This window comes from Acinetobacter sp. UBA2581, from assembly GCF_002339435.1.
In the GTDB taxonomy this organism is placed as follows: domain Bacteria; phylum Pseudomonadota; class Gammaproteobacteria; order Pseudomonadales; family Moraxellaceae; genus Acinetobacter; species Acinetobacter variabilis.
Window position 1 is genome coordinate 1 of the sequence record NZ_DDLD01000037.1, and the last position, 21,095, is coordinate 21,095.

22 protein-coding genes are annotated in these 21,095 nt (G+C 42.7%); 10 read left to right on the plus strand and 12 right to left on the minus strand.

The genetic code is table 11. The annotated features are described in order from the left end of the window. Positions 1–61: 61 nt before the first annotated feature. A complete protein-coding gene (locus tag B3Q46_RS04150) occupies positions 62–1,207 on the minus strand; it encodes an MFS transporter (RefSeq protein WP_034704584.1) in 1,146 nt (381 codons plus the stop codon). A gap of 170 nt (positions 1,208–1,377) precedes the next feature. Continuing rightward, positions 1,378–1,641 (minus strand): metal/formaldehyde-sensitive transcriptional repressor, encoded by a 264-nt coding sequence (locus B3Q46_RS04155; RefSeq protein WP_034704585.1) that lies wholly within the window; start codon positions 1,639–1,641, stop codon positions 1,378–1,380. A 56-nt stretch (positions 1,642–1,697) separates the two neighbouring features. On the opposite strand from B3Q46_RS04155, the gene dmeF reads away from it, so the two are divergent. Beyond that, on the plus strand, positions 1,698–2,633 hold the full coding sequence (gene dmeF, locus B3Q46_RS04160) for a CDF family Co(II)/Ni(II) efflux transporter DmeF (RefSeq protein ID WP_034704588.1): 936 nt from the start codon (positions 1,698–1,700) through the stop codon (positions 2,631–2,633). Positions 2,634–2,769: 136 nt separating this feature from the next. Continuing rightward, positions 2,770–3,468, plus strand: a complete 699-nt coding sequence (locus B3Q46_RS04165) for a DsbC family protein (RefSeq protein WP_286713639.1) — start codon at positions 2,770–2,772, stop codon at positions 3,466–3,468. Between the two features lie 85 nt (positions 3,469–3,553). Here the strand turns inward: B3Q46_RS04165 and B3Q46_RS04170 are convergent, their stop codons facing one another. From B3Q46_RS04170 to B3Q46_RS04190, 5 genes are all read right to left on the minus strand, one after another. Further along, positions 3,554–3,811 (minus strand): GlsB/YeaQ/YmgE family stress response membrane protein, encoded by a 258-nt coding sequence (locus tag B3Q46_RS04170; RefSeq protein WP_005233088.1) that lies wholly within the window; start codon positions 3,809–3,811, stop codon positions 3,554–3,556. Between the two features lie 175 nt (positions 3,812–3,986). Next, entirely contained in the window at positions 3,987–4,514 is a 528-nt protein-coding gene (gene hpt, locus B3Q46_RS04175) for a hypoxanthine phosphoribosyltransferase (protein WP_034704593.1), read from the minus strand. Between the two features lie 211 nt (positions 4,515–4,725). After that, entirely contained in the window at positions 4,726–6,045 is a 1,320-nt protein-coding gene (gene guaD, locus B3Q46_RS04180) for a guanine deaminase (protein ID WP_004780336.1), read from the minus strand. Positions 6,046–6,243: 198 nt separating this feature from the next. Next, positions 6,244–7,209, minus strand: a complete 966-nt coding sequence (locus tag B3Q46_RS04185) for a TerC family protein (RefSeq protein ID WP_004780335.1) — start codon at positions 7,207–7,209, stop codon at positions 6,244–6,246. A 331-nt stretch (positions 7,210–7,540) separates the two neighbouring features. Beyond that, on the minus strand, positions 7,541–8,734 hold the full coding sequence (locus tag B3Q46_RS04190; RefSeq protein ID WP_034589637.1) for a sugar transporter: 1,194 nt from the start codon (positions 8,732–8,734) through the stop codon (positions 7,541–7,543). A gap of 292 nt (positions 8,735–9,026) precedes the next feature. Between B3Q46_RS04190 and B3Q46_RS04195 the strand changes: the two genes are divergently transcribed. Continuing rightward, complete coding sequence (locus tag B3Q46_RS04195) at positions 9,027–9,314, plus strand: GNAT family N-acetyltransferase (protein WP_004780333.1); 288 nt, start codon at positions 9,027–9,029, stop codon at positions 9,312–9,314. Here B3Q46_RS04195 and B3Q46_RS04200 read toward each other — a convergent pair. Next, a complete protein-coding gene (locus B3Q46_RS04200) occupies positions 9,307–9,660 on the minus strand; it encodes a hypothetical protein (protein ID WP_004780332.1) in 354 nt (117 codons plus the stop codon). The genes B3Q46_RS04195 and B3Q46_RS04200 overlap by 8 nt on opposite strands. 202 nt (positions 9,661–9,862) lie before the next feature. Here B3Q46_RS04200 and B3Q46_RS04205 point away from each other — a divergent pair, with 202 nt between their 5' ends. Next, positions 9,863–10,333, plus strand: a complete 471-nt coding sequence (locus tag B3Q46_RS04205) for a BLUF domain-containing protein (RefSeq protein WP_004780330.1) — start codon at positions 9,863–9,865, stop codon at positions 10,331–10,333. 59 nt (positions 10,334–10,392) lie between these two features. Here the strand turns inward: B3Q46_RS04205 and B3Q46_RS04210 are convergent, their stop codons facing one another. The 3 genes from B3Q46_RS04210 to mpl form a co-directional block, all read right to left on the minus strand. Beyond that, complete coding sequence (locus B3Q46_RS04210; RefSeq protein WP_313660701.1) at positions 10,393–10,920, minus strand: alcohol dehydrogenase catalytic domain-containing protein; 528 nt, start codon at positions 10,918–10,920, stop codon at positions 10,393–10,395. Between the two features lie 18 nt (positions 10,921–10,938). Continuing rightward, complete coding sequence (locus B3Q46_RS04215) at positions 10,939–11,082, minus strand: hypothetical protein (RefSeq protein ID WP_004780326.1); 144 nt, start codon at positions 11,080–11,082, stop codon at positions 10,939–10,941. A gap of 345 nt (positions 11,083–11,427) precedes the next feature. Next, the gene (gene mpl, locus B3Q46_RS04220) at positions 11,428–12,792 is read right to left on the minus strand and encodes a UDP-N-acetylmuramate:L-alanyl-gamma-D-glutamyl-meso-diaminopimelate ligase (RefSeq protein WP_004780324.1); all 1,365 of its coding nucleotides are present in this window, start codon (positions 12,790–12,792) and stop codon (positions 11,428–11,430) included. A 241-nt stretch (positions 12,793–13,033) separates the two neighbouring features. On the opposite strand from mpl, the gene B3Q46_RS04225 reads away from it, so the two are divergent. The 4 genes from B3Q46_RS04225 to B3Q46_RS04240 all read left to right on the plus strand — a co-directional run bounded on the left by B3Q46_RS04225 (position 13,034) and on the right by B3Q46_RS04240 (position 17,247). Further along, the gene (locus B3Q46_RS04225) at positions 13,034–13,375 is read left to right on the plus strand and encodes a DMT family protein (RefSeq protein ID WP_004780323.1); all 342 of its coding nucleotides are present in this window, start codon (positions 13,034–13,036) and stop codon (positions 13,373–13,375) included. A 196-nt stretch (positions 13,376–13,571) separates the two neighbouring features. Then, the gene (gene purE, locus B3Q46_RS04230) at positions 13,572–14,084 is read left to right on the plus strand and encodes a 5-(carboxyamino)imidazole ribonucleotide mutase (RefSeq protein ID WP_004780321.1); all 513 of its coding nucleotides are present in this window, start codon (positions 13,572–13,574) and stop codon (positions 14,082–14,084) included. A gap of 28 nt (positions 14,085–14,112) precedes the next feature. Further along, positions 14,113–15,234, plus strand: coding sequence for a 5-(carboxyamino)imidazole ribonucleotide synthase (locus B3Q46_RS04235; protein WP_286713646.1), 1,122 nt, complete (start codon positions 14,113–14,115; stop codon positions 15,232–15,234). Between the two features lie 717 nt (positions 15,235–15,951). Next, positions 15,952–17,247, plus strand: a complete 1,296-nt coding sequence (locus tag B3Q46_RS04240) for a lytic murein transglycosylase (RefSeq protein WP_004780318.1) — start codon at positions 15,952–15,954, stop codon at positions 17,245–17,247. Positions 17,248–17,349: 102 nt separating this feature from the next. On the opposite strand, the gene B3Q46_RS04245 is transcribed toward B3Q46_RS04240, so the two are convergent. Next, on the minus strand, positions 17,350–18,477 hold the full coding sequence (locus B3Q46_RS04245; protein WP_004780315.1) for an anhydro-N-acetylmuramic acid kinase: 1,128 nt from the start codon (positions 18,475–18,477) through the stop codon (positions 17,350–17,352). A 63-nt stretch (positions 18,478–18,540) separates the two neighbouring features. Here B3Q46_RS04245 and tyrS point away from each other — a divergent pair, with 63 nt between their 5' ends. Together tyrS and B3Q46_RS04255 are read left to right on the plus strand one after the other, a co-directional pair. Further along, positions 18,541–19,773, plus strand: a complete 1,233-nt coding sequence (gene tyrS, locus B3Q46_RS04250; protein WP_161792066.1) for a tyrosine--tRNA ligase — start codon at positions 18,541–18,543, stop codon at positions 19,771–19,773. Positions 19,774–20,341: 568 nt separating this feature from the next. After that, complete coding sequence (locus B3Q46_RS04255) at positions 20,342–20,563, plus strand: hypothetical protein (RefSeq protein ID WP_004780312.1); 222 nt, start codon at positions 20,342–20,344, stop codon at positions 20,561–20,563. Positions 20,564–21,095 lie beyond the last annotated feature (532 nt).

Here is a 21,095-nt window from a genome sequence, read left to right on the forward strand (position 1 = left end):
ACTTATTTCAGGACGGGACATATTTAAAAAATAAAAAAGCCCCCAAATGAGGGCTTTTTTATTAGGCTTTTACCTGTAGTTTTTGATGCCATAACCACAAGATTAGACAGAGTACACTGATCGCCACACAGAAGCTGATCACGGCAAAGCCTAAGCCAAAGTGATCAGCCAGATAACCTACCGCGATAATCGGCACAATCGTGCCCAAATAGCCTGTAAACAGGTAAGTCGACATCACGGCTGCACGGTTTTGTAAGGTTGTGATCGCATGAATCACACCGAATGCGCCCATTAAGGCAAAACCATGTCCAATCCCGAATAGGATATCACTGGCAAAGAATAAGATACTTGCTTTAAGGGTCATACAGAGTGCAAGACTAACTAAGCTCACCAGCATAATCATCAAGCCAATATTCAGACATTTTTTTGCAGGAACAGCTTTAGCAAAGAACTGCACCACAGCAGAAATCAGCAAAATGCAGGTAATGGCAGTACCGCTGACCAAAGGACCATGCCAGGGCAAGATATCCTGCACAAAAGACGGTGACAGTGAAGCAAATAAACTGAAAGCAGCAAAGGCATTAAATGCAGTTAACCCCACAATCATGAACACAGCATGATACTGAGGTTCAGGACGCAGTAATTTCGGTGCAATACTAAAAGGTTGGTGTTCAAAAGCAGGTGTTTTTAGCCAGAATAATCCGACAAAACACAGCACTGCCCCCAAAATAATAGGAAGGTAGGGAGTAACTAAAGGGGTTTGAGAAAACTGCGCAATTACCCCACCCACAAACGGCCCCAAACCAAAACCTATGGCCGTCAGAATCGATACCAGCTGCGGTGCAAGCTGCTTATGAGACTCTGGAATGGTTTGCATCATGCCCAGCATTGCTGAAGTGGTCATCAGACCTGAAGCAATGCCAATAATAAAACGGCCCACCGACAAAATCAGCGCATTCTCGGCAAAGACTGAAATGACCAAGCCAATGCTAATAAATACCAAGCCAATTTGCAGGGTTCTTAGGAAACCAATCGTGTTGCTGGTACGTCCCAGGAATAACAAGGTACCCAGGCAGCCAAACATATAAGCGACAAAAATATAGGTAATCTGGCTTGGGGATAAATGCCAAATCTGTTGATAAATGGGGTAAAGCGGACTTGCCAGTGCTGTGCCGATGGTACCCATAATCAATGCAAGACTGACCATGGCGAAAGGTCGCCATGAGATATTTTCTGTCATGTAGCTGCCGTAAAAGTTTCACCACATAAAAAAATGATGTGGAAGAAAGAAGAGAATGGGTGGCAGTGTATCGGTTAGATGAAAAAGCGGTCAATTATCTTGCTGTAAAGAAAACAAAAAAATGTTGAGCCAAACAATTAGCCATAACGCTTTAATAATTTTAAAAACTCAGCCAGTTCTTCTTCATTGACCGTAGCTTCTCCAATGACATGCTCTCTTAAATGGGTCTTGATCAATTCATTCATCAAACCGTTTATGGCACCTTTAATGGCTGCAACCTGTTGTAAGACCTGAATACAGCCTGTCTCAGGATTCAGGAGAGACTGCTCTACGGCGTTCATCTGGCCTTGCAAGCGCCGTACCCGGTTTAATATTTTTTTATCATCATGTACATGACTCACCACAAATTTCCAAAAATAAATATACTAGGGGGGAGTATTAATAACAGTTTCCTTTTATGCAAAAACATACCGCCAATTCGCACAGCCATCAATTTGATGAAGGTAATCCACTCGCACAGAAAAAGATTCTGTCTGCCACGATTCTGACCGCCGTCATGATGGTGCTGGAAGTATTAGGGGGATGGATCTTCCAGTCAATGGCTTTGCTTGCCGATGGCTGGCATATGGGCTCGCATGTGTTGGCCTTGGGGCTGGCTTACTTTGCCTATAAAGCGGCCCGCCATTATGCGAATGATCTACGTTTTAATATGGGTACTTGGCGGATTGAAATTCTGGCCAGTTATAGCAGTGCGATTTTATTGCTCGTAGTAGCCGGATTTATGGCGATTCATTCGGTAGAACGCCTATTTTCGCCAGTTCAGATTCATTATAACGAAGCCATTCCAATCGCGATTTTAGGGCTACTGATTAACCTGGCCTGTGCCTGGTTGCTGCATGATGATGGGCACCATCACCATGATCATCATCACGGAAATTCCCATCACGAGCATGATAATAATCATGGTCATCATGACTTGAACCATAAAGCAGCCTTTCTGCATGTGGTAGCTGATGCTGTGACTTCCGTTCTGGCGATTATTGCTCTATTTGCCGGAAAATATATGGGCTGGGATTTTCTCGATGCAGTACTGGGACTTGTCGGCTCAGTCCTGATTGCACGCTGGGCGATTGGCCTGCTAAAGCAAAGTGCCAAGACTTTACTGGATGCCGATATGGATGCCCCAGTGGTCGAAGAAATACGTGAAGTCATTGCTGAATATGGAAGTGATCTACACTTAACTGATCTGCATGTATCGAGGGTCGGTAAAGGTAAATTTTCCTGTTTTGTTGCCGTTCAAACGGGAATCCCTATTAGTGCTGATCAAATCCGTGAAGCGATCTCTATTCATGAAGAAATCGTGCATATCTCGGTGGAAATCAATCAGCATTAAAGGGTCAATGTTCCACGTGAAACATAATTGATTGAGTAATTTGATTTTAAAATCACGCTACATAAAATAGTCAGAATTTTCTTTGTAAAAAGACTAAAATCGGAACACATTTAACTTGGACCTGAGCAGGACATTCATGCAAATAAGAAATATGCTGCTGGCTTTGACCCTATTCCCTGGCCTCAGCTTTGCCAATGTGGATACGGTTAAAGCCAATCTGGCAAAAAACAGTCCCAACCTGAAAATTGAAAATATTCAGCCTACCGAAATGAAAGGAATCTATAGCGGTTCCATGCAGGGACAGATTGTCTATCTGAATGAAGATGCCCAGCATCTCCTAGCCGGTTCAATGTTTCGGATCCAGGACCAGCATAATCTGACTCAGGATTTATTACTCAAACAAAACAGTGTCGACTGGAAAAAGTTACCGCTTCAGGATGCAATTAAATCAGTCAGAGGGACAGGAAAACGTCAGCTTGCCATCTTTTCTGACCCAAATTGCCCGTATTGTAAACAACTTGAAGTAGAGCTGAAAAAACTTAAAGATGTCACCATTTATACCTTCATCCTGCCTTTAAAACAGCAGTCAATTGCGCCATCTAAACAAGTTTATTGTGAAAAAAATCCGACTCAAGCTTGGGAAGACCTAATTGGTCAAGGTATACAGCCTAAATCGAAAAAGAGCTGTGCCAACCCGATTGAACATAATAAACAGCTGGCACAATCACTCGGTGTAAATGGCACACCAGCAATTATATTCTCGAATGGTTTTAAGGTTATGGGCGCTCAGCCAGCAGAACAGATTGAACAAGGCTTCAAAGAATTCGGCCTGTAAAATTCTGACCATGATCAGCAAATAAAAAAAGAGCACCTATCTAGGCGCTCTTTTTTTTATGAAAGAAACTTATTCCAAGCAGAGCTTAGATCCGTTTACGTTTAGTCACCATATTGTAGATAAACAAGATGACTATGGCACCGATCACTGAAGCAATGAAGCCTGCGGCAGAATCTTGGGAGTACAAGCCCAGCATACGTCCGGCAAAGGTCGCAACCAGTGAACCGGCAATCCCCAGCAGGGTCGTAACAATGAATCCAGCCTTGTCATCACCAGGATGAATTGCGCGTGCAACCAGACCCGCAATAAAACCCACTACAATTGCAACGATAATTGACCACATCAGCATACTCCTTGTTATCATGTCTTTGTTTTTACATCAGGTTTATCTTGCGGCAAGAAAAGCCCTGAAAAAAGTCATGTCCTGCAACGGGCTGTTGCGTTTTTGTTTGCTGTGTTACTGAAATGATTCAAGAAATAAAAAAAGTGGCACGAAGCCACTTCTTTTAAACCGGTTCTTAAAGACCGATTTCACCAATAAATGGAATATGACGGTATTTTTGATCATAGTCCAGGCCATAACCGACAATGAACTTGTCTTCGACTTCAAAGCCCAGGAATTTTACTTCCAGCTCGATTTCACGACGTGAAGGTTTGCTCACCAAAGTGCACAGTTCAATTGAATTTGGCTGACGGGTTTGCAGGATTTCCAGGACTTTGCTTAAGGTATTACCTGAGTCGATAATATCTTCAACCACCAGCACATCTTTACCACGGATTTCACCGTCCAGATCTTTCAGGATTTTGACATCACGTCTCGAAATCGTACCGCCGCCGTAGCTGGATACAGTCATGAAGTCGAGTTCATGTGGCTTGGTAATGGCACGACACAAGTCTGCCATGAAAATCACTGAACCGCGTAACAAACCGATAAGTACAAGCTCTTTGTCACTATTGGCATAGTGTGCATCGATTTTAGCACCAAGCTCTTTGACTTTAGCTTGAATTTCTTCAGCGGAAATCATTACGCTCATTTGAACGGTCATGGGTAGATACCTAAAAAATAAAAATAGCAAAATAAAAAAGGTGTTGACCTGCAACACCTGAATTGCAGCAATTTTAATACATCCTTGCTTGAGATGCACCTGTTTTACTTGCTGTAAATGTAATCAATTTTCGGGCTGCTGTGAATCTCTCTTCAGCGCAAAGGCACAGACGGCGACGATTGCAGCCAAAATGATCCTGCGCTGACGCGATTTATTGGGCCTTGACATAGACAGCCTGTCCATAGACATAAGTTGCTGCAATATTACGGTCATCTCCCAGCATGGTCAGTGCAAAAAAGGTGTCTTCAATATTTTTAGCTCTGCTCTGACGCAGTTGTTGTAAAGCGGTGGCATTGAGATCCAGCACCACAAAGTCCGCTTCTTTGCCCACATTGAAATTCCCCAAGCGGTCATCCAGACTTAAGGCTTTCGCACCACCCAGGGTCGCATGATATAGTGACTCAAAAGCCGAAAGTTTTTCTCCTTGTAGTTGTTGCACTTTATAAGCTTCATTTAAGGTTTGCAGTTGGTTAAAGGAGGTTCCTGCCCCGATATCGGTACCCAAGCCGACTTTCACGCCTTTATCCCAAGCTTTCTTCAGCGGAAACAAACCGCTACCCAGGAACAGGTTTGAGGTTGGGCAGAAGGCAATCGCAGAGTCGGTTTGATGCATGCAATCCCACTCCCCTTCCTCCAGATGCACACAATGCGCAAATACGGATTTAGCACCGGTCAGCCCATAATGATGATAGACATCCAGATAGCCTTCACGTTCCGGAAAGAGTTCTTTTACCCAGGCAATCTCGTTTTTATTTTCACTGAGATGAGTATGGACATAGACATCTGGATATTCAGCTTTTAACTGGCCTGCTTTTTCTAGTTGTTCAGGGGTTGAGGTCGGAGCAAAACGGGGCGTAATCGCATAAAGATTACGTCCCTTACCATGCCATTTCTCAATCAGGGCTTTAGAATCGCTATAGGCAGATTCTGCGGTATCGGTTAGGGCTTCAGGTGCATGGCGGTCCATCAGCACTTTACCGGCAATCAGACGCATATTCTGTGCTGTAGCCGCTTCGAATAGCGCTTCTACCGAAGCTGGATGAACGGTACAGAACACCAAAGCTGTGGTTGTGCCATTCTTCAGCAATTCCTGAATAAAAAACTGTGCCATTTTCTGGCTATACGCCGGATCCTGAAACTGGATCTCAGTCGGGAAGGTGTAGGTATTTAACCATTCCAGCAGCTGTTCACCATAGGCACCGACCATTTCGGTTTGCGGGAAATGGATGTGAGTATCGATCATACCCGGAATGATGAGCTGTTCAGGATAATGAGTCACATGCAGACCTTCAGGAAGCTGCTGCTGACCTTCCTGCCAGGAACCAAACCACTGGATTATTCCATTTTTTATGATGAGTAAACCATCTTCTATATAACGCACTTGGTCGTGAATTTCACGTGCTTGGGCAACCGTATTCTTGATATCCAGGAAGCGACCGCGTATTGCCGTCGTTGCAATGATAGAAGACATTTAAAACCTGCGCTTTTTGATTTTTTCGATTGATTGTAGCTGAAAAAATTAGCATGTTTATATGAACATTCATATTTAACCATGCGTATTTTTTATGAGATCAGACAATCACGAATAATTTCAACAGAGCGTGCGTATGCAGCTGAGCTTATAGACAAATAAAAAAGCCTGCATCTGCAGGCTTTTTTACGATTAGCTTTACAGCGTAGTTTCGTTATGTTTCTTGCTATGACGAATCGACAAAATCGCAGTCACCGTCAAGACAATCACAATAAAGCTCAGTGAAATCCAGATCGGCATATGGAATACATCCAGCATCAGCATCTTAAAGCCAATAAAGACCAGAATCAAACCTAGGCCATAAGGCAGATAATGCATTTTTGAGGCTGCACCTGAGAGCAGGAAGAACATTGCACGCAGGCCTAAAATTGCCATCAGGTTCGCAGTAAGCACAATGAAGGGGTCGGTGGTGACAGCAAAAATAGCAGGAATAGAATCGACTGCGAAGATCACATCAGAGGCTTCGACCAGAATCAGCACCAAGAATAACGGCGTTGCCCAAAGCAAACCATTTTGACGGACAAAGAATTTATCGCCCTGAAGTTGCGGGGTGATACGCATATGTTTACGTAGCCATTTCAGAATGGCCATATCTTCAATATTGCTGTCTTCTTCATGCTGACCACGCAGGAATTTGAAGCCGGTATACACGAGGAAAGCACCGAAGAGATACAGAATCCAGGAGAATTCCTGTACAAACCAGGCACCAATAAAAATAAAGATTGTTCTGAGCACAATTGCACCCAGTACACCATATAACAGCAATTTACGTTGTAGCGCTGGTGGAATAGCAAAGGCGGCAAAGATCATCAGCCAGACAAAGACATTATCAATTGCCAAGGATTTTTCCAGCAGATAACCGGCAAAGTATTCCATGACCTTGGTATTGGCAATTGCCGCACCTGCAGTCTGCTCCAGATACAGCCATAATCCACCACCAAATAAAGTCGCGACACTGACCCAGGCGATACTCCAGTAGGCAGCGGTACGGACTTTTACTTCCTGACCATGCTGATGTTTAAAGCCGACAAAATCGATCACCAGCATGACGGCGACAATTGCGAAAAAGACAAGATACAGCCAGAGCGTACCAATTGTTTCCATGTGAATTCTCCACATCGGACAACTGGCCATAAAAAAACCTTGACCAGCTGCCAGATGAAAAACATCTATAACAACATGATCAAGGTCTTGCCTACATCTTTGTGCTCTACTGGAGGAGATCCAGTCGCATTTCAAGATGCTCAGATACCGACTTTTTGAAAAGTGTAATGACGATATTCTGACACGTTCAAAAACTGAAATTTCATTCTTAAACGTTTGGAGGAGGCTACTCCCCTTGTTCAAACTCAATTCTGTTTGAGCAATTGCTCAATATCAGATGAGCATGACAGATTTTGTGCATAATCACAAATTATTTTACAAAAAGCAGCGTTTAATCAGCAGCTTTGGGCAGAAAGTCCAAACGCTGAACCAAATAAAGACTAAGCAGAAATCCAAGGATCGCCAGCCCTGCGCCTACCCAGCCAATGCTCGATAGTCCAATCTGAAGCGTGACTATACTGCCAAGCAAAGCTCCTCCGCCAATACCGACATTATACAGGCCTGAATAAATGGCCATGGCAACATCGGTGGCATCTGCAGCCAGGTTCAGGGTTTTGGATTGTAGAGCCAAACTGAAACCAATGATGCTCAAACCCCACAGCAGAGATAAGCCAGAGAGGCCTGTGACTGTGCTCGACAGTGGTAATAACAGCAGCATGGAAATAACCAGTCCAAAAGTAAAAGCAGGAATAGTCATTTTTGGGAACCGCGCAGCAAAACGGCCAAACAGATAGGAGCCCAGGAATCCTGCCCCGCCATAAACCAGAAGTAAAGTTGTGGTCTGGGCTGAATCAAAGTGGGCGATATTCAGGGAAAACGGTTCAATATAGCTATAAGCGGTAAACTGCGCCGTAATCACCAGAATAGTGAGGGCAAAAACTAGCATCAGGCTGGGACGTTTGATCAGGCTTTTTAAGCTGCTGAGGGAGCCTGAATTGACACTTGGAAGCAATGGCAAGGTTTTGGCCAGAATCAGGCAAATGATCAATGCAAGACATGCAATCAAGGCAAAACTGTTACGCCAGCCATATGCCTCACCAATCATCCGGCCAAATGGAATACCGAGCACCATCGCCATCGCTGTTCCTGTGGCCAATAAACCGAGTGCCTGAAACTCTTTACCTTTCGGTGCGACCCGAACCGCAAGTGATGCGGTAATCGACCAGAACAAGGCATGCGCAATGGCAATCCCTACCCGGCTGAGTACCAGCGTGCTAAAACTCCAGGCAAAATAGGACAGCACATGACTTAAAATAAAGACCGCAAAGACCAGCATCAGTAGAAAACGCCGTTCTATGGCTTTGGTAAGCAGCATGATCGGAAGGGAAAGTAAGGCCACAATCCAGGCATAAATCGTCAGCATGATGCCGGCCTGAGTGGCGGACATGGCAAAGCTTTGCCCGATTCCACTCAGTAATGCCACAGGAATAAATTCGGTAGTGTTAAAAATAAAAGCCGCACAGGCTAAAGCGATGACACCAATCCATTGCTTGGTGACGGAAGAAGCGGAAGATGAGTCAGACATACGAAGTTGCATGCAAAAAGATGCTGCATTCTAATCCTGTCTTTCTCAATTAGGGAGTAGGTAAAATTAAATTTTTGGGGTGATATGTGATCACTCAAACCGCATCACCCTCAATCAGGCAAAATAGAGAAATAAAAAGTTATCAATATTTGAAAAAAATCACAGGAAATGATGAAAGAAAATAAAAAATTTCATCCAATATTAAAAATTTAACAATAATTCATATCATTTCTTTAAGAAGATGTTTTAAATTAAATAAACCAATAATTTTATTAAGGGATCAGCCTTCAGTATGGACATTCAACATCAAGATTCAAAACGCGGCGGTGTATTTTTTATGGAGGAAGATGGTCGACGTCTTGCTGAAATTACATATCAGTGGCAAGAAGCATCGACCATCGTGGCTGATCATACTTGGGTAGATAATTCCTTACGCGGCCAAGGCGTAGCACGCAAAATGCTGGATGTGCTGGTCGACTTTGCCCGCAAGAATAGCTTAAAAATTATTCCCCAGTGTTCCTATGTAGATGTCATGTTTAAACGTGATCGCAGCCTACAAGATGTTGCAGCTGCTATTTAGCAATTGAATTAAACTTATCCAAGATAGAGATATGTTGTAATTTGCCCTTAAGTGCAGGTACAGAAATATGCTGCAGCAGGTTATATACGCCATAACCTGCCATCAGGCCTATGCTGTTCCATAACACTTCTTCATATTTGCCTAACAACGTAAGTATTCCCATCATCAGGCTTATGCTGATATAAAAAAACATACGACGGCGAACAAACTGTAAAATCGTCCAGCCTATAAAAACTGAACTGAGCAGAATGTTGGTTTCGGTCGTCAAGGTCAGTTCATTCAGCATAATCAAAAGCATAAAACATATACACAACAACGCTACAGTGAAAATCAGATCTTTTAACATCAGGTTTCACTCCTTCATTATTATTGCTATATATCTGAAATCATTGATTTCCTCTCAGGAAGTAATTGTTAGAAGTTTTCTTTGGAAAAGCAAACCTAAAATAATGTAAGCAAAAACGGATATTTGCTTAAAAAATGATCGACTAAAATTAAAATAATTGATTAAATTATGTTTTTAATTCTTTCTGCAGTGAGATGACCTTATGCTACAGCTTTGCTACGCCAGTGAGCGGATAGAATCTGAACAAGAGTTATTACAGGATCTTAGCGATATATTATCTGTAGCGAGAAAATTTAATAAAGCTCATCAGATTAACGGGGTTTTATATTATTCCCATGGCAAGTTTTTTCAATGTCTGGAAGGTGAAGCAGAGGTGGTAGAAAATCTGTTTCAGAGTATTTGCCGTGATCCACGCCATCATCAGGTGCTTCGCTTTCAGGATGCAACAGTAGAACGTCCACATTTCTCGGAATGGTCGATGAAATATGTTCATAAACATAGTGAAATTTCTTCTTTATTTTCACGTTTTGGTTTAGGCCAGTTTGAACCTCATGCATTGCAACAGGAACAGTTGAGTGGATTCCTGGAGCTGCTCTATCGTCTGGATGAAAATCAGGCCAATCTTGCTTCTCCTCAAGGTTATAAACAGCGTGGTTATATTCCCTATTTTTAATTGACGCTAAAAAATAAAAAAGTCCGCTATGCGGACTTTTTTTTGTTGTCGATAATGATTTAAGTCATTTCAATCATGACCTTTTTGGCAAATTCTAGCTGGTTGTCATCTACATCGACCATGATGATATTGGCTGGAGAATAAAACTGGGCAGTGAGCAAGGCACTCATGCCAATCGGGCCGGCACCGACAATCGCCACATTATCCCCCGGTTTGACCTGACCATATTGCACACCAATTTCATGGGAGGTCGGCAAAATATCGGAAAGAAAGACCGCAACATCTTCATTCAAACCTTCTGGTAAATGATAGAGAGAAGTATCGGCAAATGGAGTTCGGACATATTCGGCATGAGTGCCGTCAATCATATAACCCATAATCCAGCCACCCTCGTTTCTACAATGGGCATACAGCTGTTTCTGGCAGTTTTCACAGGTGCCGCAGCGGCTGACACAGGAAATAATCACCTGATCGCCCTTTTTAAAGTTTTGAACTGCGGAAGCGACTTCTTCCACAATACCAATACCTTCATGACCGAGAATCCGGCCATTAAAGCTGCCGGTTTTTTCTTTTGCAACCTCCTCAATTTCGGGGTTTTTACCTTTCTATATCCCGAGGTCAGTACCACAAATGGTGACTTTGCTAAGTTTGATAATGGCATCAGTAGGTTGCAGAATGTGGGGAATGGGACGTTCTTCAAAGCGGATATCATTGGCGCCGTAATAAACCATGGCTTTCATTGTTGTCATGACAGATCTCCTAGGGGAATGAGGGTCTGAACAAGAGGGATAAAGCTATTTTTTGCTGCCTTTACAGCCTGGAAAATCATCAGGAGGGTTAAGGATAAAAGAGGATCGAAATGCTGTTGTTCTTATTGATTGTGCCTAGGGCACTCAAAGACTGCAATGAGTCTTATGTCCAGATTGCAACAAAAGATAATGAAAAGAAAAAAGATAAATTTTAGCTGTTTTAACATTGAAATAAGAAAGTTGATTTGAACTTGGATGAGGGTCTATTTTCTTAAAAAAGATAGAAAGCGAATTTAATTTTTAAAATAAAAAAGCCCGCTATTACGGGCTTTTTTATATAAATTTTTAAGCTTTTAAAGCACTAATCAGTTTTTGATGCAGACCGCCAAAACCACCATTGGACATGATTACCACCGCATCGCCCTCACCTGCTTCAGCCACTACGGTCTGGATAATCTCATCCAGAGTACGTGCGACTACAGCTTTATTTGGCGCAGCATTAATTACCGGTTGCAGATCCCAATCCAGGCCTTCTGGCTGATACCAGATCACCTCATCGGCCAGACGCGCGGAATGTGCTAGGCCATCTTTATGACTGCCCATACGCATGGTATTGGAACGTGGTTCAATAATTGCCCACAGCTTACGTTCACCGAGACGCTTGCGTGCGCCATCAAGGGTGGTATCAATCGCAGTTGGGTGATGGGCAAAGTCATCATAGACTTCAATGCCGCGTACAGTGTCCAGCAGTTCCATACGGCGCTTAACACCGCCAAAGTTGGAGAGTGCTTCACAAGCTGTTTCAATAGAGACACCGACATGCTCAGCAGCAGCAATGGTTGCTAGTGCATTGGCTACACTATGCTGACCCGTCATATTCCATTTCACTTCGCCTTTCACGGTACCGTGTTGCAATACCTTGAAGTGAGAACCATCTTCTGAAAGCTGTTCAGCATAAAGCTCAGATTTCTCATTGGTGTCTAATGAAGTGCGAATAACAGGTGTCCAGCAGCCTTGCTCTAACACTTCATCAATATTTGTTTCAGTAATTGGCGCAATAATGCGGCCTTCACTTGGAATGGTACGCACTAAATGGTGGAACTGTTTCTGGATTGCTGCCAGATCATCAAAGATATCAGCATGGTCAAATTCCAGATTGTTCAGAATCGCAGTTTTAGGATGGTAATGCACGAACTTGGAACGCTTGTCGAAGAAAGCAGAATCGTATTCATCGGCTTCAACACAGAAGTATTTACCGCCACCTAAGCGCGCACTTTCAGAAAAGCCAAGCGGGACACCGCCAATCAGGAAGCCAGGTTCTAAACCGGCCTGATCCAGTACCCATGCCAGCATGGTGGTGGTTGTGGTTTTACCATGCGTACCAGCCACACCTAAAACGTGTTTACCTTGTAGCACATGATCTGCCAGGAACTGCGGGCCTGAAATATAAGGCAGGCCTTCGTTCAGCATATATTCCACGGCATCAATACCGCGTTTCATGGCATTGCCGACAATCACCAGATCCGGATGCGGCTGTAAATGGCTATGGTCATAGCCCTGCATTAAAGTAATGCCTGCATTTTCCAGCTGGGTCGACATCGGTGGATAAACGTTTTGATCCGATCCTGTTACCTTATGGCCCAGATCACGTGCCAGTAATGCCAGTGAACCCATAAAGGTGCCACAAATACCCAAAATATGCAGATGCATCTACTTCACTCCATTTTGCCTGACACATCACTTTGTACTGGTGCTGTTGCCATGATTTATTCGATTTGCAAGCAACGATAGCAAGGCTTTGACTGAAAAGATAGTCAAAGTTCAAGCATTCCTGCGGGATTTTTTAAATCCTGTTTCACAGACAAATTCAGGGAAATTTTCAAGCTTCTGGAATATCTTTTGGCAAAATAAATCGTAAAATAAGCCCGAACTTTTTGCAGAGTGCATGCAGATGCTACCGGCTCTATTTCTTCTGGTGATTGCTAACTGTTTTATGACCTTGGCCTGGTACGGACATCTCAAATTCCTGCCGCATGATGCACCACTGTGGCAGGCGATTTTATTTAGCTGGGCCATTGCCTTATTTGAATATAGCCTGATGATTCCAGCGACCAAATTATTAGCCCAACAGGGATTGGCGGTGGGTCAAATGAAGATTACTCAGGAAGTCGTCACTCTACTGGTCTTTGTTCCCTTTATGATCTTCCTGTTCAAACAGCCGTTTAAACTGGATTATTTATGGGCGGCGCTATGTCTCTGTGGTTGTGTCTATTTTGTATTCCGCAGTTCCTGAAATCATCTACTAGCCACTACTTCCCTATTTTTATTCTAGTTTTTAAGAATCCGCTAAAAAATAAGAAAAATCGAGCCTTGCTTTGACCGTTAAATTTTATGAAGCTGAAAAATCAGTCTATAATATGCCTTCCTATTCAAGCTTGGCTCTCTCGTCGAGATTTATCTTTCTTACTTTAATCTCTGGAAAATTTGCAATGAATGCGGCTGCTGCACAAGATACTCCTCTCGTAGGTATTATCATGGGTTCTCAATCAGATTGGGCAACTCTCGAACACACTGCCAAAATGCTCAAGCAACTTGGTGTCCCATTTGAAGCCGAAGTCGTTTCCGCACACCGTACCCCGGACCGTCTGTTTGAATATGCTGAACAAGCGCGTGATCGTGGTATTCAGGTGATTATTGCCGGTGCAGGTGGTGCAGCGCATTTACCAGGTATGTGTGCAGCCAAAACTGATTTGCCAGTACTAGGTGTACCCGTCAAATCTTCGATCTTAAATGGTGTCGATTCATTGCTTTCTATCGTGCAAATGCCAGCGGGTATCGCCGTAGGAACATTGGCGATCGGTCCTGCCGGTGCAACCAATGCAGCCATTATGGCAGCACAGATTTTAGGTTTAACCCGTCCAGAGATCGCAAAAAATGTCGCAGATTTCCGCGCGGCACAAACCGAGAAAGTCGCAAGTAACAATATTCCAGGTCAAATGTAAGTCCAAGCTTAATACGGGATCAAACACAATGGATAAAACCATCGGTATTTTTGGTGGCGGTCAGCTCGGTCGGATGATGGCACAAGCCGCACTACCTCTAAATATTCAATGTACGTTCTTTGAAGCCAATACGGACTGCCCTTCTGCGGCTTTAGGTCCGGTTTTCTCCACCAAAGCTGTAAATGGCTTGCAGGACTTTATCAATAGCGCAGATGTCTTTAGCCTGGAGTTTGAAAATACACCATTGGCTGATATCGATGTTTTAACGCAAAACAAAGATCTGCATCCACCACGTCAGGCTTTAGCCATCGCACAGCATCGTCTGTCTGAAAAAGCCCTATTTGATGAACTGGAAATTCCGGTTGCACCGTATAAAGCGGTAACTTCACTGGAAAGTTTGCAGGCGGCCGTTGCTGAGCTTGGCCTGCCGATCGTGCTAAAAACCTCTCGTGGTGGTTACGATGGTAAAGGTCAGTTTGTTTTACGTTCAGCTGATCAAATTGATCAGGCTTGGGCGGAACTCGGCCTTGCTGGTGAACTGATCGCAGAAAGTTTTGTGACTTTCTCGCGTGAAGTATCCATCATTGCGGTACGTGGTCAAAATGGTGATGTGAAAACCTGGCCATTGGCTGAAAATCATCACCACAACGGCATCCTGTCGCACTCGATTGTTCCGGCACCCAATAGTGCGGATCTGCAACCAGTCGCGCAGGATTACATCACTCGCCTGCTGAATCACTTGGATTATGTGGGTGTATTGACTCTTGAGCTGTTTGTGACAGACAAAGGCCTGTATGCAAACGAGATGGCACCACGTGTGCATAACTCAGGTCACTGGTCGATTGAAGGCGCTGTTTGCTCGCAGTTTGAAAACCATGTTCGTGCGGTCGCAGGTCTGCCACTGGGTTCAACTGAAGTGGTGCGTCCAACCGTGATGGTAAACATTATCGGTCAGCATCCCAAATCTGAAGATGTCCTGGCTTTAGAAGGCGCTCACTTGCATCTATATAACAAGTCAGAGCGTGAAGGTCGCAAGATTGGCCACATTACTTTGATGCCCACAGACAGCGCTCAGCTGACCACTTTATGTCGTCAACTGGCGAAGATTTTGCCAAATCCGCTGGCATTGAGCGAAGATATGACCATCTAAGCTCTAAGCTGCTGATAAAAAAAGCGATCACTTCGGTGATCGCTTTTTTATTTGTCCAGATTCAGGCATGATTGCGCCTCTTTAAAAATCCCTTGCCATTGGGCGGATCATTTTTAAAATCAATTGCTTGTAAACTGATCAATTGAGTATAAATATAATAATTTAATTTGCTGCTATTTTGAGCTGAATTCTAGGTTATTCACTTGTGGGTAAACTTAACATTAAGTTTGAATTTAAAACTGGAAATAGATTTTGAATTTAAATTCATAAAAATAAATTCAAATTTAAAAATGAACTTTGAATTTAAACTTCGCTGCTTAAATTTAAATTCAAAAATATGAATTCAAATTTAAAAGCTGATTAATGAATTTAAAGTTTTGAATTTAAAAATAGGCACTCCTAATAAAAATGAATTCAAAATAGAAATGCTATATACCAGAAGCCTTTGGTTGATTGGAAAGTTCTGATCTAAAGACAAGTTATCCACAATCATTTTTTAAATTCAAAAGTGTTTTCCTGAGTTTTGAATTTAAATTTAAAAATAAGCTTAATTTGAATTTAAAATGAGTTTGTGGATAAGTTTTTAAATTTAAAAGCTACAAAATGAATTCAAAAGTGTAGGAATTATGAATTTAAATTTACGTATTGGCGCTTTAATTTTCATCATGAACTGCTAAGGTAGAAACATAATTCAAAATCTAAATATTTAAGGGTCTTATGCAACGGCTTGCACTTTTTGTTGGTTCTTTGGTTTTAGCTGCTACACAGGCACAGGCAGAACTGATTATTAATGGTCAGCGTGTGACATCAACGGATATGTCTTCTGTGCCGAGCAGTCCGGTCAATTATGCGTCCCAAAATAATTTTCAGAATTGTCTTGCTAATTTGCGCAGTCAGGCGATTGCACAAGGCGTAAGTGGTTCAACCTACGATCGTTATACGCAAAATTTAACACCTGATTATTCTGTGATTGAAAAGTTGAATTATCAGCCTGAGTTTTCGACCCCAATCTGGGATTATCTGTCCGGACTGGTGGATGAAGAACGTGTACAGCTGGGTCGACAAAAACTGCAGCAACATCGTGAGGTATTAAACCGGATTAGCGCAGCCTATGGAGTGCCGGCGGAAACGATCGTAGCCGTATGGGGTGTAGAAAGTAATTTTGGAGATATTTCCGGAAAATATCCTTTATTACAGGCCTTAGGTACTTTGAGTTGTGAAGGTCGTCGTCAAAGTTATTTCCGTGGTGAGTTCTTTACCACCATGAAATTGCTGCAACGGGGTGATGTCTATGAAAACCAATTAAAAGGTTCGTGGGCAGGGGCTTTTGGTCATACTCAGTTTATGCCATCGACTTATGATGAGCTGGCGGTTGATTTTGATGGGGATGGTCGTCGTGATTTAGTCGGCAGTATTCCTGATGCACTGGCTTCTACAGCCAATTTCCTGAAAAAACGTGGCTGGCAGACTGGCCAACCCTGGGGCTTTGAAGTAAAAATTCCACAAGGTATGTCTGTTGCAGGCGAAGGCCGACGCAATAAAAAATCACTGAGTAGCTGGATGAACCGTGGTGTGGTGCGTGCTGACGGTACTCCGCTATTACAGGGCAATTTATCAGAATCTTCTCAGGCTGGCTTATTGGCACCTGCAGGCGAAAATGGACCGGTATTTTTAGTCTTTAAAAACTTTGATGCTATTTACAGCTATAACGCAGCAGAAAGTTATGCTTTAGCGATTGCACATTTATCTGACCGCTTACAAGGTAAGGGAAGCATTCGGGCAGCTTGGCCAACCGATGATCCAGGCACGTCACGTGCGGAACGTCGCGAGATCCAGCAATTCCTATTAAACCGTGGCTATGATATTGGTGAGGTAGATGGTCTGATTGGGGATAAAACTCGTCAGGCGATTCGTCAGGAACAAAGCCGTCTGGGTTTAAGCCCGACCGGTCGGGCAGGACAGCAAATCCTGCGTGCATTTAGAAATGAAAATGCCAAACTAATGATGCGTTAGGAAGAATTTAGACATGATCTAAATATAGTTCTTCATCATAAAAAAGGTCTGCAAATATGCAGACCTTTTTTATAACTATATATAGTGAGCTTAAAGCTGCTTTTATACAGAGGTAATCGTACCTAGAACGCGATAACCGGATGCGCCTGTCACAGCCGGCAGATTGCCGCTGAGTTGATTCATAAAACGCATCGCCAGCCAGGCAAAAGCCGTGCCTTCCACCCAAGTCGGATTTAAGCCAAGGTCGGCTGTGGTTTGTACGCTCCAATGATGTTTACGCAAACGCCAGCGTAACTGTTCCAATAAATGTGAATTATAGGCACCACCACCACAAACATAAACTTCACCGGTATCCAGACCGGAACGGTAAATGGCTTTTTTAATCGCACGGGTCGTGAGCTTCATTAAAGTAGCTTGCACATTCTCTGGTGTATCTTCAAGTTCATCATATTGAAGATCATTGCGCCAATCAGCAATCTGTTCATCCAGCCATTCCAGATTAAAGTCTTCGCGGCCGGTACTTTTAGGTGGCTCTTTTGAGAAGAACTCATGTTCCTGTAAACGGTCCAATAAGCTACGGATTGGCGTGCCATAAGCTGCCCAGTTGCCATTTTCATCAAAAGGCTGGCCGGTATAACGCTGACACCAGGCATCCATCAGAATATTGGCAGGCCCAGTATCAAAGCCATAGACCTGATCCGGTTGGCCTGCCGGCAGAATACTCACATTGGCAATGCCGCCCAGATTCAGAATCACACGGTGAATGCTGTCATGCTGGAAAATATCTTGATGGAAAGCGGGGACTAAAGGTGCACCTTGGCCGCCAGCAGCCAGATCGCGACGACGGAAATCGGAAATGACCGGAATCTGGGTGATTTCAGTAATGATATTTGGATCACCAATTTGCAGGGTAAAGCCATGTTCAGGACGATGCCGGATGGTCTGACCATGCGATCCAATTGCCTTAATTTGAGATCGATCTAAATTATTTTCTTCAATCAGCGTATTGATGCCATGACCGATCATCTGTGCCAGTGCGACATCAGCTTTGCCCATGCGGTCGATTTCATTGTCATCTGGCAAAGTCAGTGCCATCAGTTCATCACGAAGATCGGGATCAAAAGGCAAGGTGAGGGTAGCATGAAGCTGAAGTGGATCAAAAGAAGCAGCAACAATATCGACACCATCCATGCTTGTGCCGGTCATTACCCCAATATAGATCGCTGTCATGATTATTCTTAAGCCTGCAATGTGCTGAAAAAGTGTTAGTATATCGCACAAATTGAATAACTGATGTATTTGGATTTTGTGATGTCAAATTTCCTGCCGGCTGAAGAACAACTTGCCCTCATCCAACGAGGCACCCACGAAATTATTTCTGAAGAAGACCTTCTGAAGAAATTAAAGCAGAATCGTCCTTTAAAAATTAAAGCGGGTTTTGACCCAACTGCACCGGATCTGCACCTAGGTCATACAGTTTTAATCAATAAATTAAAAGTATTCCAGGACTTGGGTCATGAAGTGTACTTCCTGATCGGGGATTATACTGCGATGATCGGTGACCCGACGGGTAAGAGCGCAACCCGCCCGCCATTGTCACGCGAACAGGTGCTGGAAAACGCAAAAACCTATCAGGAACAAGTATTTAAAATTCTTGATCCAAACAAAACCAAAGTCGTGTTCAACTCGGAATGGTTTGCACAAAAAACTGCAGCTGACCTGATTCAACTGGCATCACAGCAAACTGTTGCCCGTATGTTAGAGCGTGATGACTTCACCAAGCGTTATAACAACCAGCAACCGATTGCGATTCACGAATTCTTATATCCACTGGTTCAAGGTTATGACTCAATTGCTTTAGAAGCTGACGTGGAGTTAGGGGGTACAGACCAGACCTTTAACCTGTTGATGGGTCGTACCCTGCAAGGCCGTTATAACCAGGAAGCACAGGTGTGTATCACTGTGCCAATTCTTGAAGGTCTGGATGGCGTGAATAAGATGTCTAAATCTTTAGGCAACTATATTGGTGTATTCGATGCACCGGGCGCGATGTACCAGAAAGTATTATCTATGCCAGATTCATTGATTGAGCGTTATTTCGATCTGCTCAGCTTCAAATCTATAGAAGAAATTCAAGGCTTGCTGAAAGAAATCGAAGAAGGCCGTAATCCGCAGGAAGTGAAACGCATTCTTGCCCTGGAACTGGTAGAACGTTTCCACGGTGCTGAAGCTGCCGCTCATGCCCATAAAGGTGCAGGTAATATCATTACTGAAGGTGAACTGCCTGAAGGTACGCCAGAAGTGACTATTTCACGTGGCGAATTTGGTGGTGAGATCTTCATTACTTCAATTTTACGTGAAGCTGGCTTAACCAAAAATGCTGCTCAAGCTAAAGATGCCTTAGGCCGCGGCACTGTGAAAGTGGACTGGAAACCGGTTGATGCGTCTTTTTCTGTGAAAGAGAACGTAACTTTAATTATTCAGGCCAGCAAAAAAGCAATTGCAAAAGTGACCTTCGTTGACTAAGGCTGGTTCTAAGTTATTGAAATAAAAGCAGGCTTCGGCCTGCTTTTATTTTTTAAGTTGTATATGAATTATATAAATATAGAAATTCAAAAAAAACCTTATAAAAACAACATTTAAATTTTTCCATTTGGCTTGCATTTCAGGTTTTTTTTGTATAAGATTTATTCGTCTAGAGATTCCGTGAAAAGCATATCTAGAGGGTAATGATCAATAACAGACAACTCCATAATTGATCAGGTCTCTAAGTAAAGAGGCAAGTTAATATAATGTGAATAACTATAATAATGACATAATGGATCGGGTAAAGATTCAATTCTAAGGAAGAGATTTTGGGAGAGATCTCTTCCTTTTTTATTGGTGTTGTCTGGCTATATGTTCAATCTTCAATAAATTCAAAACAAAGATGGATGAATCAGCTTGGATTAAGGTTAAATCCATGGTGAGATAAATGAATCATCTTTGAATCTCAATCCATCTATAAAAAGAAAGGTAAATAAGGTGTATCAATACCAGACTGAACAGATGTTTGATGAAGACATCGATTTCATTTTGTGTTTTCTCTTCAAATATGAGTCTGCTGAGCGAAAACAAAAAATCTTTTGATCAGGTACAGGCCTTATTTCAGCAATTAGATCTTGCCTCCCACTATTTACTCTTTTCATTAGTCAAAGAACGCCTGCCACGTCGGGCCAAATTATTGTTTGCTGCTGAAGACTATAGTGATAAGAAAGAAGTGATTGAGGAAGTGATGCAGCACTGGATAAAAGATAAATACTCAAATGTGGCTTAATCGATTTTAATCTTCTGCTTATTCTTCTGCGCTTAAGTAAGATTTCTGGATGATCTGAAACCTAGAAAGATCATATCCTTATTTTTGTTCTTTAAAACCGAGTGTTAAGAAAAATCTGTATTCAGCAAGGATTTTGATCTTACAAAAAGCTCTATATATAAGTCGGATAGAAAACAGCAAAATATGTAACCTGATATAAGAAAGTTTCGGAAAATTCTGGATACAGCCCTTAAATTATACGGTCTTATTTAAAAATCACAGTTTTTTGATAGTTATCAGGTCTTAATAAATTTTACTGTTTTAAATTGAATTGCAATGAATACGGCTTTTATTAAAGAAAAACGCTCAAAATTTAGATAAAAAAGCGATTTTTTAACGAAATTCGTAGAAAAAAGATACATACGTGAAAAATATAGTGAATTGGGGGTTGCAATGATTCTGAAATCCTCTAGAATGCACCCATACCGACGAGATAGACGGAAACGAACGAAGCGGATTGCTGAGTTGTTAAGTTTATCGAAGTCCAGCTTCT

Coding starts and splice junctions, on each gene's coding strand:
- B3Q46_RS04150 (WP_034704584.1), bottom strand. CDS start 1,207: ATGGTCAGTCTTGCATTGATTATGGGTACCATCGGCACAGCACTGGCA.
- dmeF (WP_034704588.1), top strand. CDS start 1,698: ATGCAAAAACATACCGCCAATTCGCACAGCCATCAATTTGATGAAGGT.
- B3Q46_RS04165 (WP_286713639.1), top strand. CDS start 2,770: ATGCAAATAAGAAATATGCTGCTGGCTTTGACCCTATTCCCTGGCCTC.
- B3Q46_RS04170 (WP_005233088.1), bottom strand. CDS start 3,811: ATGTGGTCAATTATCGTTGCAATTGTAGTGGGTTTTATTGCGGGTCTG.
- hpt (WP_034704593.1), bottom strand. CDS start 4,514: ATGACCGTTCAAATGAGCGTAATGATTTCCGCTGAAGAAATTCAAGCT.
- guaD (WP_004780336.1), bottom strand. CDS start 6,045: ATGTCTTCTATCATTGCAACGACGGCAATACGCGGTCGCTTCCTGGAT.
- B3Q46_RS04185 (WP_004780335.1), bottom strand. CDS start 7,209: ATGGAAACAATTGGTACGCTCTGGCTGTATCTTGTCTTTTTCGCAATT.
- B3Q46_RS04190 (WP_034589637.1), bottom strand. CDS start 8,734: ATGTCTGACTCATCTTCCGCTTCTTCCGTCACCAAGCAATGGATTGGT.
- B3Q46_RS04195 (WP_004780333.1), top strand. CDS start 9,027: ATGGACATTCAACATCAAGATTCAAAACGCGGCGGTGTATTTTTTATG.
- B3Q46_RS04200 (WP_004780332.1), bottom strand. CDS start 9,660: ATGTTAAAAGATCTGATTTTCACTGTAGCGTTGTTGTGTATATGTTTT.
- B3Q46_RS04205 (WP_004780330.1), top strand. CDS start 9,863: ATGCTACAGCTTTGCTACGCCAGTGAGCGGATAGAATCTGAACAAGAG.
- B3Q46_RS04215 (WP_004780326.1), bottom strand. CDS start 11,082: ATGACAACAATGAAAGCCATGGTTTATTACGGCGCCAATGATATCCGC.
- mpl (WP_004780324.1), bottom strand. CDS start 12,792: ATGCATCTGCATATTTTGGGTATTTGTGGCACCTTTATGGGTTCACTG.
- B3Q46_RS04225 (WP_004780323.1), top strand. CDS start 13,034: ATGCTACCGGCTCTATTTCTTCTGGTGATTGCTAACTGTTTTATGACC.
- purE (WP_004780321.1), top strand. CDS start 13,572: ATGAATGCGGCTGCTGCACAAGATACTCCTCTCGTAGGTATTATCATG.
- B3Q46_RS04235 (WP_286713646.1), top strand. CDS start 14,113: ATGGATAAAACCATCGGTATTTTTGGTGGCGGTCAGCTCGGTCGGATG.
- B3Q46_RS04240 (WP_004780318.1), top strand. CDS start 15,952: ATGCAACGGCTTGCACTTTTTGTTGGTTCTTTGGTTTTAGCTGCTACA.
- B3Q46_RS04245 (WP_004780315.1), bottom strand. CDS start 18,477: ATGACAGCGATCTATATTGGGGTAATGACCGGCACAAGCATGGATGGT.
- tyrS (WP_161792066.1), top strand. CDS start 18,541: ATGTATTTGGATTTTGTGATGTCAAATTTCCTGCCGGCTGAAGAACAA.
- B3Q46_RS04255 (WP_004780312.1), top strand. CDS start 20,342: ATGAGTCTGCTGAGCGAAAACAAAAAATCTTTTGATCAGGTACAGGCC.